Annotated in this window: 12 protein-coding genes; 7 read left to right on the forward strand and 5 right to left on the reverse strand. The window is 53.6% G+C overall.

The features are described 5' to 3' along the window. Positions 1-5: 5 nt before the first annotated feature. From OSC10802_RS0119930 to OSC10802_RS40970, 3 genes are all read left to right on the forward strand, one after another. Entirely contained in the window at positions 6-719 is a 714-nt protein-coding gene (locus OSC10802_RS0119930; RefSeq protein ID WP_017718532.1) for a PIG-L deacetylase family protein, read from the forward strand. A 4-nt stretch (positions 720-723) separates the two neighbouring features. Next, positions 724-1,812 (forward strand): glycosyltransferase family 4 protein, encoded by a 1,089-nt coding sequence (locus OSC10802_RS0119935; protein ID WP_198525153.1) that lies wholly within the window; start codon positions 724-726, stop codon positions 1,810-1,812. Positions 1,813-1,880: 68 nt separating this feature from the next. Then, a complete protein-coding gene (locus tag OSC10802_RS40970) occupies positions 1,881-3,344 on the forward strand; it encodes an MATE family efflux transporter (RefSeq protein ID WP_044170175.1) in 1,464 nt (487 codons plus the stop codon). A 128-nt stretch (positions 3,345-3,472) separates the two neighbouring features. On the opposite strand, the gene OSC10802_RS0119945 is transcribed toward OSC10802_RS40970, so the two are convergent. Continuing rightward, a complete protein-coding gene (locus OSC10802_RS0119945) occupies positions 3,473-5,695 on the reverse strand; it encodes an interleukin-like EMT inducer domain-containing protein (RefSeq protein ID WP_017718535.1) in 2,223 nt (740 codons plus the stop codon). 241 nt (positions 5,696-5,936) lie between these two features. Beyond that, positions 5,937-6,572, reverse strand: coding sequence for a hypothetical protein (locus tag OSC10802_RS44610; RefSeq protein WP_017718536.1), 636 nt, complete (start codon positions 6,570-6,572; stop codon positions 5,937-5,939). Positions 6,573-6,764: 192 nt separating this feature from the next. On the opposite strand from OSC10802_RS44610, the gene OSC10802_RS40980 reads away from it, so the two are divergent. The 3 genes from OSC10802_RS40980 (at position 6,765) to OSC10802_RS50385 (ending at position 7,998) form a co-directional block, all read left to right on the forward strand. Then, the gene (locus tag OSC10802_RS40980; RefSeq protein ID WP_017718538.1) at positions 6,765-7,073 is read left to right on the forward strand and encodes a helix-turn-helix transcriptional regulator; all 309 of its coding nucleotides are present in this window, start codon (positions 6,765-6,767) and stop codon (positions 7,071-7,073) included. 245 nt (positions 7,074-7,318) lie between these two features. Continuing rightward, entirely contained in the window at positions 7,319-7,627 is a 309-nt protein-coding gene (locus OSC10802_RS40985; protein ID WP_082218320.1) for a helix-turn-helix domain-containing protein, read from the forward strand. Positions 7,628-7,788: 161 nt separating this feature from the next. Then, positions 7,789-7,998 carry a hypothetical protein gene (locus OSC10802_RS50385; protein ID WP_155968107.1) on the forward strand — a complete coding sequence of 70 codons (210 nt, stop codon included), beginning with the start codon at positions 7,789-7,791 and terminating at the stop codon, positions 7,996-7,998. A 5-nt stretch (positions 7,999-8,003) separates the two neighbouring features. Here OSC10802_RS50385 and OSC10802_RS54655 read toward each other — a convergent pair whose 3' ends face one another. Then, positions 8,004-8,330, reverse strand: a complete 327-nt coding sequence (locus OSC10802_RS54655) for a hypothetical protein (RefSeq protein ID WP_155968109.1) — start codon at positions 8,328-8,330, stop codon at positions 8,004-8,006. 373 nt (positions 8,331-8,703) lie between these two features. Here OSC10802_RS54655 and OSC10802_RS0119975 point away from each other — a divergent pair, with 373 nt between their 5' ends. Beyond that, a complete protein-coding gene (locus OSC10802_RS0119975; protein ID WP_017718541.1) occupies positions 8,704-9,039 on the forward strand; it encodes a metallophosphoesterase family protein in 336 nt (111 codons plus the stop codon). Positions 9,040-9,271: 232 nt separating this feature from the next. Here OSC10802_RS0119975 and glgA read toward each other — a convergent pair whose 3' ends face one another. Next, a complete protein-coding gene (glgA, locus tag OSC10802_RS0119980) occupies positions 9,272-10,756 on the reverse strand; it encodes a glycogen synthase GlgA (RefSeq protein ID WP_017718542.1) in 1,485 nt (494 codons plus the stop codon). A 171-nt stretch (positions 10,757-10,927) separates the two neighbouring features. Beyond that, on the reverse strand, positions 10,928-12,001 hold the full coding sequence (locus OSC10802_RS0119985; protein ID WP_017718543.1) for an LOG family protein: 1,074 nt from the start codon (positions 11,999-12,001) through the stop codon (positions 10,928-10,930). Positions 12,002-12,315: the final 314 nt, after the last annotated feature.

Raw genomic sequence — 12,315 nt, forward strand, 5'->3', positions numbered from 1 at the left:
AAACAATGAATTTACTCCTTTCCGCCCATGCCGACGATATTGCCTATTCCCTGGGTGGTGCCCTGCTAAAGGGATATATCAGTCAAACTACAGCTACTTTAGTCACCGTGTTTCAGCGCGGTTTATATGTCCCCTACGCCCGACCGGGAGCTTCGGTAGAGGAAGCCAGCGCCATTCGGAATGCTGAGGATCTTGCCTACGCCGCCAAAATAGGTCTCAAGCACCAGGGGGTGGGGTTAAGGGATGTCACTCTGCGGGGATACCCAGATTTGGACTCCATTTTCACAGTGACAGATTACCGCCAAGACCCCGGTGCAGTGGAGAGTATCGAGACAATTCAGTCATTCTTAGATAAACAAACGGATATAACGCGCCTGTGGGTACCTTTGGCGATCGGCAATCATATCGATCATGTATTGCTGCTGAAGGCGGTTCTAGGATGGAAAGCAAAACCCGAACTGGAAGTGATTTTTTATGAAGATATTCCCTATGCTGGCTTTGAAGAGCTAGACAGTATTGAAACCTGGGTGCAGCTAGCCATTGGCCCGGCAGAAGCAGAGATTATTGACATCAGCAAACAGTTTGAGAAAAAACTGAAAAATTTGGAAATTTATGCTTCCCAGGTCAGCCAGGATGACATCGAGTTGGTAAAATTGCATGCCCGACGCATTGTACCGGGTTTGGCAGTGGAACGTGTGTGGCGCAGAAAAAAAGGTTAAGAGAATGAAAGTCGCGATCGCAACTCAGTGGTTAACACATATGGGAGGCTCTGAAGTCCTAACGGTAGCGACTGCTTTGTCTCTGGCACTCCTGGGACATCAGGTGGAGGTAATCGTAGCTGAAGGGACGATTCATCCCAAATTTGAGCGTCAATTAGAACATCAAGGAATCAAGCTAGTTTCTCTAGCTTCCTACAACAATATGACGGAGAAAGTTGCTGCTCTAACAGAGCTGCTGCGACGAGAGCAACCCACTCTAGTCCACTTTATTCCCCTTGAATCCTTGGCTTGTGCCTGGATAGAAAAGGAAACCGCTCGGACAGTCCCTGTAGTAGTCACAGAAACTACTAATGCTTCCCCTTCCGTTTGGTGGGTTGGCGATCGCGAACACCATGCTCTTAAAGCAGCCGATGGCACCATCGCTATGTCCCGTCAGGCAGCAGCGAACATTCAACGTTTTAGGGGAACAGAAAAACCTCTGCAAATAATACCACCCTCCTTGCCTCCCTTAGACAATAGGTGGGACCCGCCTTTGATGGACATTACAGATACTGCCCTCAATAACATTGGTTGCATCAGCCGACTGTCTGAAGAAAAGGGGCTGGAATTCCTTCTAGCTGCTATGACTATGATTGATAGAAAAGCTAACAAGATAACGCTGCACATATTTGGTGAAGGACAGGAGCGCTATCGAGTGGAATCTCTGATTCGGGCTTTTGATTTGGATGATGCGGTTGTGCTACACGGATATGTCGAGGACATGTATGTATCTATAGAAAGCTGTGCGCTGTTTGTTCTCCCTTCTTTATTGGAAGGATTGCCTCTGTCTTTAATTGAGATTATTGCTTCTGGACGGCCTTTCATTGCTACGAATGTAGGAGGCATTCCAGAGCTGGTTGATGGCGAAGACTGGGCCGATTTAGTGCCTATTGGAGATTCCAGAGCGCTAGCAGAAGCTATTGAGCGGCGGATGGGAAATCCAGCGCAGTTACGCAGTGATGGGAGACGCGCTCGCGCCGCTTATGACCGTTGCTGGCATTCCCAACTACGAGCAGAACAACTCGTTCAATTTTATCAGCGGGTCTTGGCTTGAGAAATCAGGCTCCCAACCGGAGTTTAAACTATCCACTTGCAGCGCCCATAGTCAAATGTGTTGCCAAAATGCAGATCACCTCAACGAAATTTAAGTCAGAGCTTCTCTCAGAAGCTCTAGAAAGCCTGCGACTGGTAGTTCCCTTAGTAATTACTCAACTATGTGACACTGCTATCAATGCCGTGGATGTAGTAATGATGGGCTTACTTGGCACTCAAAGTTTAGCGGCTGGTGCCCTAGGTGCAATCACCTTTTCTACCTCATTGTATGTTGTCTATGGAATTACCTCGGGAGTAGGAGCAATGGCAGCCGAGGCTTTTGGGGCGGGCAAAACAGACCAAATAGGTCGTGTCGCCTGTCAGGGACTATGGCTAGTAGCTGCCATGTCCATACCCGTGATGCTTTTTACTTGCCATTGTGACTCCATCCTGCTTCTATTGGGTCAAGAAGAAAGCAATGCACTCTTAGCAAAAACCTATTCACGGGCCCTTGTTTGGGGCTTTCCTGCTGCTGCCGGCGTTTTGGTTTTAAAAGACATTGCCTCTGCTATCAAGCAACCCCGATTTGTCACCATAATTATGGTTGCAGGATTGTTATTAAATGTACCTGCTAATTACGTGCTGATGTTCGGAAAACTTGGGTTTCCCCCCCTTGGTTTAGCCGGGATAGGCTGGACAAGTAGCCTCATTTTTTGGGTTAATTTCTTAGCCGCATCTGCTTTCCTTGCTTTTCACACAAACTTTAAGCATTACCAGCTTTTTCGCTATTTGCATCAGTTTGATAGGGATATGTTTGTAAAAATTTTCCAAACTGGATGGCCTATGGGAATTCACTTTGGAGCCGAAATAGCACTGTTGAATGTCACAGCTTGGCTGATGGGGTATTTGGGAACAGTGATGTTAGCAGCCCATCAAATTGCTATCCAGACAGCAGAAATTTTTCTGGTGATTCCAGCCGCCATTACCTGTGCTACTGTGGCGAGAGTGGGGCAGAGGCTGGGAGAGGAAAATCCTTTTGGTGCCAGAATATCTGCATCTGTCAGTATTGCTTTTGGTGCGATGTTTACGTTCGCTGTTGCACTAATTTTATGGCTGTTTTCTGACCGCCTTGTGGCCATTTATTTGGACATCAATAATCCAGATAATACTGAGGCGGTTAAGACGGCAATTTCTTTTCTCAACTTGGCGGCGCTCTACCAAATTACTTATGGTATTCAAATGATTGCTGTTGGGGCTTTGCTAGGAGTACAGGATACCCGCATACCCATGTTGGTTAACCTCTTGGCTTTTTGGATTGTTGGCTTGGGGGGAAGCTATTTAATGGGACTAACTTTGGGTTGGGGAGGTATCGGCTTATGGTGGGGTTTAATTCTAGGCCCAGCAATCTCTGCGGTGATTTTAATTTGGCGTTTTTATTTTATAATTTCTGAAAAGCTTGCCAGCCTTGAGAATGTTGAAGATCGCGCTCGCACCAATCGCGCTCGCACCATTAGTAGCCAACCTTTAGACGACGCTCAAGCATCCATTAGTTGAGAATGCTATAGCAGTATTGGCCAGTGCTATATATAGCACTAGCCACATGGGTTAGGACATTAGAGGGTCGGAGGGAACGCCTGCCCTGCTGCTATACCTGCCACCGGCAGCAAGATTTGACCCTCTACCTAGGAGCCGGATTCCCCTGACAGCACCTCCCCTTCAAAAACATAAGCCGCCCCAGCACGGGATTTGCCAGAGGTGCGGGCGTAACCGGCTCCCACCACCGCCCGCGAGCCACTGATGGCCACCGCAGAGCCGAAACGGTCGTCCGCCTGCAACTCCTCCGGTTGCAGCTTGCGCTTTTGCTCCCAAACGCCATTTTCACACTGGAAAAGATAAGCCGCCCCAGCATATTCTTTGCCGGCAGCACCGGCTCGCTCCACCCCGACAATCGCCCAGCCGTCACAAACACTAACCGAATAACCGAAGCGCTCGCCACCCTGCAAATCAGCCGGTTGCAGTTTCTGCTTTTGCAGCCAAAGCCCACTTTCGCAGTGGAAAATATAAGCCGCCCCAGCCTTTTCTTGGCCCGGAACACCGGCACCAGACGCGCCGACAATCGCCCAGTCGCCACTAATCGCCACCGAAATGCCAAATTTCTCATCGGTTTGCAACTCAGCCGCTTTCAGCTTGTGCTTTTGCTGCCAGACGCCACTTTCGCACTGGAAAATGTACGCCGCTCCAGCACTGTCAAAGCCTGCGGCGTCGGTGTAAATCGCCCCAACAATCGCCCTGCCGCCACTGATAGCCACAGAGGAGCCGAAACAGTCGCCGCGCTGCAAGTGAGCCGGCTGCAGTTTCTGCTTTTCCTCCCAAACCCCGTTTGAACACTGGAAAATATAAGCCGCCCCAACATTTTCTTTGCCAGGGGCGTCGGCGTCAGACGCCCCGACAATTGCCCAGCCCTCACTAATCGCAACTGCCGATCCAAAAAAGTCGTTCCGTTGCAAGTCAGCCGGTTGCAGTTTCTGCTTTTGCTGCCAAGAACCGCTTTCGTATTGAAAAATATACGCCGCTCCCGCACGTTTCGATCCCGGAGCACCGGCGCAAGACGCCCCAACAATCGCCCAGTCGCCACTGATAGCCACCGAGGAGCCAAACCAGTCGCCGCCAAGCAACTCAGCCGGCTGCAGTTTGTGCTTTTGCTCCCAAGCGCCGTTTGAGTGCTGAAAGATATAAGCCGCCCCAGCATATTCTTTGCTCTGGGCACTCGCCCAAGACGCCCCGGCAATCGCCCAGCCGCCACTGATGGCCACTGAATGGCTGAATTTGCTGTTGCCCTTCAAGTCTGCCGGTTGCAACTTGTGCGCTAGCGCTATCTCTTTTGGGGCACCGGCAATAGGATTTTCCTCCACCGGCACTGCTGGGGAAGCTGGAATCTCATCCGCCGGCACTGCCGGTGGTGCCGGTGCTGCCGGTGGTGCCGGTGCTGCCGGTGGAATCCAGAATGTCACCGCCACGGGTTCACTACCCCAGTAAATGCCTTGATTGCTGAGATTTTCAACCGTCACCCCGCCAGCAGCACCTTTGCGCCCGACAATCGCCCACTCGCCCCGGAATGCCAGCTGGCGAATCAGCCGGCTGCCAATCGCCTCGCAGGCTTTTTTCGCCGCCTCCGAAAGATTGAAGCTCGCTTCGTCGCAAGCGGCAATGGCCACAATCCGCCCATCGGGCAAGCTTTCAATCAGTTCAGCCAGGGTGTCGGCACTGTTGGGGTTGGCCCACAGGTCAAACGTCCCTCCTGCGAGCACGGTGCCTTGCCTTTCATCAAAGACTGCCACGTTCAGCCCTCGCTGGCACTTTCCCTCAACCGTCACAGGTGCGCCATTGAGCGTAATTTGAGTTCGGTCAGCCCGATCGCCCCCTCCCGATGTCACGCAAATCACGCCCAGACTGGGGGCTGCCTCCGCAACGCTCAGGGTGTGCCTCTGGATCGCCGGCCCATAGGAGACTTCTTCTGTGGCGCTTCCCGGCGCATTTCCCTTTTTGCCAATCATCGCCCAAGAGCCTTGGGTGGCCAGTTGGTGAACTTTGATGCTGCCCAAGGCTTCGCAGGCTTTTTTGGCCGCGTCTGAAAAGCTGTAGTTGGCCTCTTCTTTAACCGCTAAGGCGACAAGAATACCCGCTGGCAGCGGTTCGATAAATTGAATCAATACTTCAGAAGTTTCTGCAGCAAAGGTGTCGAAGGTGGTGGCTATCAGCGGCTGTCCCCTTTCCGGGTCAATCGCGGCGACATTGATGCCGCGCGAGTAGTTTGCATACCCGATTTCTATGCCGTTGATGCTAATGCGAGCCAGATTGCCGCCGTAAAATCCGCCAGATTCGACTTTTATGCTGATGTTGTTCACGTTAACTTTTCTATGAATTTGAACAGCAATTGAATAAAGTCGATATTATAGCATCTTTCCAAGGCCCGCCGGCACCCCCTCTCCCTCCAGACCTTGCGCTCTGGGTACAGCCTCCCACTCTCCAGCAGTTCCAAATGCCTCTAAATGATGTGTGAAACTCTCTCTCTTCTTCCCTTGGCGCTCTTGCCGTCTTGGCGGTTTTTCAAACAAAGAATTCCCCCAAATCAATTCTAACCTCACTTCAAAAGCCCAAATCCGCCATCATATCCTCTGTCATAGCGAAGACTTGTTCGTCGCTCAGGATGCTGTAATCATGTTTCAGATATTGTTCGAGCGAACCCCATCCCGCCGCCTGCAGGTACAGGTGAGTCGCAATGCGGTGCTTGCAGATAGCGGTGCGATATTTCCCGTCTTCGCAATTGCATCCCCTTTCAGTCACTCGGGCGGACGTTTTCGTGCTGGGATTCTTCACCAGTGTGCCGGAGGCGAACGTTGTGACTTTCAACCCTTCTAGCCCAACTCGGTTGTATCGCTCCAGAAACATCCGCGTTTCGCTCTCCGCAACGAAATGCTTGCCGGCTTCTGTGTTAAAATTAATGCCCAATCGCTCAATCTCAAAACCCAGTATCTTCCCAGACGGACGCTTCTGGATGCCAAGCAAGGTCTGCATTACTTCGTGGAATTTGCTGTGGGACACAAAGGTGCAGCACCGGCCTTTAGCGGTCACATAGACAATGTAGGGGGTGTTTCCGCGCTTGGTCAGCCCAACCCTCTCAATCCGGATGTCGCAGGGAACCAAGGGATGGGCCAGTGGGACGATGGGGCTGCCGGTGCTGCCGGTGCTGTTGGTGCTGCCGGTTGTCGGATTCTTTGCCATTATGATAAGATCCTCTCGATACTTTGCTTTACTTTGATGAGCTTTTTGTATCTTTTCGGGCGCTCTGTCCTGCCGGCAAGCAGTGGGAGCGCCCTTTCCATTTTCAGGATAGCAAACCTGCTTCCAACTGTCAAGCGACTTAATAATTTATTTTTGAGTGTGGGTTCATTACCGTAAAGGGAGGCATTGACAGTGAAAGCTGCGGACTTACGGGAGTTGAGGGAGCGCAAGAAGCTCTCGCTGAGGGATGTGGCGCTCGCCCTGGACATATCAGAGACAACCGTGCGCAACTGGGAGCACGGGCGAACCATCCCAAAACTCAGGCTCGACCAGCACGCCAAATGGTGCCAGCTGTATGGCGCTAGCTCCCAGGAACTCCTGGCGGCGTACCATGACACGATCCGCTACGAGCGGGTTAAACAGGTTTTGGAGAGCATGCCCATTGAGGAGCTCGAGAGGCTCGCCCGGTTGGCAACCCAGGGAAGCGACAGCCCTGAATAATCTTTTCTCGGGGGCGTTGCCCTATGACAAGATGATGCCAGCAAAACTCCTCTCTCTTTCTCCCCGCAAGTGGGGTTGTTCATCCCCAGAATATGCAACGCCTTCCTGGGCCCTCTGTCCAGCCGGCAAGGAGAGGGAGCGCCTTGTCCTTTCCCAGCATACTTAAACATATTCAGGTTTGTCAAGTATTTTAGGTAAATGATTTTGCGAGGCGAATCAATTAACCTAGAAGTGATGGATTGACGGTGAAACCTGTGGACTTAAGGGAGTTGAGGGAGCGGAGGAAGCTGTCGATGCGGGAGGTGGCCATTGCTCTCGACGTAACAGAAACAACTGTGGGCAACTGGGAGCATGGGCGAACCATCCCCAGGATCAGGCTCGACCAACATGTCAAGTGGTGCCAGCTGTATGGAGTGACGTCAGAGCAACTTCTGGCGGCTTACCATGAAACCATTCGCCACGAGCGAGTGAAACAGCTGTTGGACAGCATGCCTATTGAGGAACTGGAGAGGCTGGCCGGCTTGGCCGCCCAACAAAGCGAGATCCCTGAATAATCTCAGCCAGACGGGCTATAGCAGTATGCACTTAGGTTCGTACATTTCGGCCTCTTTTGCACCCCCCCACTCCTGCTCCTATTGTTCTAACCCATATTCCTGCTGGGATATAGACGTAGGCCAGCGTCTGGCTGCCCTGAAGATTGAATGTCCTAATCTAAGTGGCTACTGCTATAAATCCCAGAGTGCGCACACCGGCACTGCGGCAGTACATTGATTTTGAACAAGCGCCGGCATTCCTCTCTCAGGGCACCGGCGCTCTATGTCACCCTCCCCGCTCGCCGGCGAAAAAATACTTGACTTTTAACGCTTATTATGGTAGTTTCAGAAGCCCCCACAGCCCGAGCCTGAAGATCGAGCTCTATCCCTGATAGAGTCAGCCATCAAGCAATCCCGAGCGGAGGGAGTCAGAGTCAGCCGAGAGCGCCGGCGAATCCTCCCTCAGCCGGTATTCCGAAAACCAGATAAGCCAGAACATTAGCAGCAGCCGGTTCGCCCTCACCGTCACCAGGGGGTTCGGCACCCGCAGCGCAACAGCCCTCACCAGAGAACAGGAACCGGAGGCTGTAGCAGCAGCAATTCGGCCCTCAGAAGACCTCGCCCGCATCGTCCCAGAAGATTCGGAGTGGGTTCCCCTGCAGGAACCGCAAGAGTGCGACCGGCGCACACCGGCATTGCGCACACCGGCATTCGACGACGCCACCGCCCAACTCCCCCCCTGGTGAGGGGAGAAATCGTACAGCGCGTCGGCGCACTGCTACGGCGACAGCCTAGTTTCTGGCGTGCGAGTGCGAGCCTTCAACTTCAGCAGCATCGCCGGCAGCGTTTGATTTTCCAAAAAACAGCGCAAAAAAATCCTCCTTCCTCCCCCTCTTTCCTTGGCGTTCCTTCACGAGGGCGGTTTAAAGTATTGAATTATCCCAGTTGAGCTGAGCCATATATGAAACGAATTTTGCAAATCATAATTCTAGTTTTACTGTTCTTGGCGATTGTTCTAGCAAAACCGGCACTCGCCCAAACCGCTGACATCACCCTATTGCAATTCAACGATTTCTGCGAAATCACCCCGGTTGCCGGTGGCTTGCGCCGGCGGGCTAGCTCGCTCAGGCACCCGGCGCAAGCAACTGCTGCAGAAAAACCCCCGCACCCACACCATCCTCGCGGGCGACTTCTTGAGCCCCTCCGCCTTGGGAACCGCCAAAGTGAATGGCGAGCCGCTCGCCGGCAAGCATTTCGTTGCAGTCTTAAATGTAATGGGGCTGGACTGGGCGACCTTTGGCAATCACGAGTTTGACCTGAACGAAAAGCCGTTGAAGGCGCGACTCAAAGAATGCCGGTTTAAAATGTTTTCCAGTAACGTATTCAACGCCGCCGGCAAGCCGTTTGAGGGCATTCCCCCGTATGAGATATAGCAGCAGTCATATTGTTCTAACCAATATGACTGCTGCTATAGATAGTCTTTGGACTCTGGGTGAAAAGGCGTTCCAGCCCTTTTTTTCCATCCAAAATCCAAAATCTAAAATCTAAAATAGGTATAAACTTCCAGTAGGAAGCAAGACCGCAAACGCCATCTGGGCAGCTTGGGGGAAGCCGCAGCGCGGCTGCACCGGCGTGCGGAAAGCGGTTGCGGGCGTGCGAGAGGGATTAGGCGCTGGCCAATTCGGGCTGCGGCTCGGCAGGGGGCGCTTCGGTTGCCGGTGGCTGGGGTTGAGACTCAGCCGGCGGGTGCTGGTGGCCAAAAGGCAGGCCGTTTTCGTCGAGACCGTAGAGGGAGTTATACATTTTAACGTACTCGCGGGCGGATTTCGTCCAGCTGAAGTCCTGGATCATGCCGCGCTTTTGCAGCTCCCGCCACTGGGGCTTGAAGCGGTAGGCTTCCCAGGCGCGGATCATGGAGGTGTACAGGTCGAGGGGCTCGTAGCGGTCGAAGCAGTAGCCGGTGCCGGCGTCGTTCATCGGGTCGTAGTGGGAGACGGTATCCACCAAACCGCCGGTGCGGCGGACAATGGGCACGCAGCCGTAGCGCAGGGCCATCATTTGGGCGATGCCGCAGGGCTCAAACCGGCTGGGCATCAGGAAAGCGTCAGTGCCGGCGTAGATGCGGCGGGAGAGGGCGTCGCTTTGCAGGATGTAGGCTGACATCCGCCCCCGGTAGCGGGAGGCAATCTGCCACATTTGGTTTTCGTAGTAGGGGTCGCCCAATCCCAGCAGGATGAATTGAGCGTCGGTATAGGCCATGAAGCGGTCGAGGATTTGAATTACCTGATCGATGCCTTTCTGCTCGACGAGGCGACTCACCATGCCAACCAAAAAGGCATTGGCGTTGACTTCCAAGCCCACTTCTTCTTGCAGGGAGACTTTGTTGGCGCGGCGCAAGTCGATGGTCTCAGCGGTGTAGTTTTGAGTGATGTATTTGTCGGTGGCAGGGTTGTAGCTGTCGGTGTCGATGCCGTTGAGGATACCGCGCAATTTGCCGCTGATAAAGGAGAGCAAGCCTTCGAGGTGCTCGCCGTAGGCGGGCGTTTTGATCTGGTCGGCGTAGGTGGGGGAGACGGTGTTGACCAGATCGGCAAAGTGAATGGCAGCTGCCATCGTGTTGTGACCCTGCATGTACCAGGGGCACCAAGCGAACTGCTCCAAGCGCCAGCGCCACGGACCCTGATAGGCCAGGTTGTGGATGGTGAAGACGGTTTTGACGTCGGGATCTTGGTGCATCCACACCGGAATCATGCCGGTGTGCCAGTCGTGACAGTGGATGATGTCCGGCTTCCAGTAGTTCCAGGCAAACTCAGCTGCGCCGTTGGAGAACAGGGTGAACCGCCAGTCTTCGTCATCCCCATAGTAGATGCGCCGGGGCGTAAAGCTGGGATGGCCCAACAGGTAGAGCGGCACGTCCGTGTTCGGGAACTGGGTTTCGTAAACCGCAAACTTCTGGTACATGGCATTTCCCCACCAAATAGGCTCGGAGGGAATGTCGATTTTGTCGGGGAGAAAGCCGTAGTAGGGCATGAAGACGCGAACGTCGTGGCCCATTTTTCGCAGGAATTTGGGCAGAGCGCCGACGACATCCCCCATGCCCCCTACTTTGGCCAGAGGAGCGGCTTCTGCGGCAACAAATAAAATTCGCATGATTCGGTTTTGGGTTCCCTCAGGTGATGGGTGAGCGATACGCTTTAAAATTTTGTTAAGCCCATCATACCTGTAGGGGTGCACTGCCGTGCGACTGAACGAGCGGGACAGGAGCGCAAAAAACTGCCGCTGCTGGCGGGCCCGCTTGAAGCCCCCCCGTGCGGGCGCGGGTTACTTTTGTTCGGGGTGAGCCGACTCTGGCGAGCCGGCACCGAGCTGGTTAATCGCAGCAATCAGCTGGTACAAGCGCCCCAAGTCTCTCTGGTTGAAGTGCAAAACCAGGCGGGGCAAATCAGCGGTTTCATCCCCGGCTTCTTCGGGTAGCGCCTGAGTTTTTTCAATCCGCCCCTTGACGAGGATGTCGCTGAAATTCTCGCTCAAGCGAGCGACCGCCGTATCTGAGATTTCTGTCTTTAGACGGATGACAAATTTGTTTTTAACGTAGCGGCTGGAGTGGTAGACGCGATAGAAACTTGTGATGGCGGCGCAAGCCACCTCTACGTTGTCGGCGATCGTGTAGAGATGGATATCCTCTGGACTGATTAGCCCCCGCCGCACCAGCTGCTTGTGAATGAAGGCATTCCAGTCGTGCCAGTAGTCCCCACCGGGGATGTCAATTAAAATCACCGGCACTGGGCCGAATCTGCCGGTCTGGCTCAAGGTGATGCACTCAAACGCTTCGTCAAGGGTGCCAAACCCGCCAGGGAACAGAGCCACAGCGTCACTCTCCCGCAGGAAGAACAGCTTGCGGGTGAAGAAATACTTAAAATTAATCAGTTTGCTCGAACCGGCAATAAAAGGGTTGGCTCCCTGCTCGAAGGGCAGATGGATATTCAGCCCAAAAGACCGATCCGCACCGGCCCCTTCGTTGCCGGCTTGCATGATTCCCCCACCCGCGCCGGTCATCACCACGAATCCCAGGTCGGCGACGCAGCGAGCGAAATCAGCGGCCATCCGGTATTCCCGGCTGTCTGGCGAGATGCGAGCCGAGCCAAAGATGGTGATTTTGCGAACGTGCCGGTAGGGATAAAAGACCTGGAAGCCTCGCTCCATATCTTCCAGGCAAGCCGTGACAATTTTCCAGTCCAGACGGTCGATTTCCTCACCGGCAAGACGCATGATGGCCGTCAGAGAGCGCTCAATAAACTTGCTGTATTTCGCGTTAGGGAGCCGGTCGATTAGGTCAGCGATGTCCGTATGAAGCGACTCAAAAGGCTGAGAAAAGGAGGAAGATAGGGGAGCCATGAATGCTTTTTAACTGGCGGTATTTCTATACTACCCAGACTCAGGCGCTCGGTCGCTCGCTGCCGGCACAGTTTGTCCTGCCTTGAAGGTCGGGCGAAGGGTGATATTAACTCCGGTTAATTGCCCGTTATTAATTTTTCTCTCCCTCTTTTGCCTCTCCTCCCCTTCCCCTCTCCCCCATGAGCAGGTATGAGACAAATCTCCCACCCTAGCTTGAGCCAGAGAGGGGTAACATACAATCCGCTTACAGCCCTTGCGTGGATCTCAGGTTGCGAATGCGCCATTTCCCCCCGCCATTCCCGGACATCCGCCCG

This window comes from Kamptonema formosum PCC 10802 (assembly GCF_000332335.1).
In the GTDB taxonomy this organism is placed as follows: Bacteria; Cyanobacteriota; Cyanobacteriia; order Cyanobacteriales; family Oscillatoriaceae; genus Oscillatoria.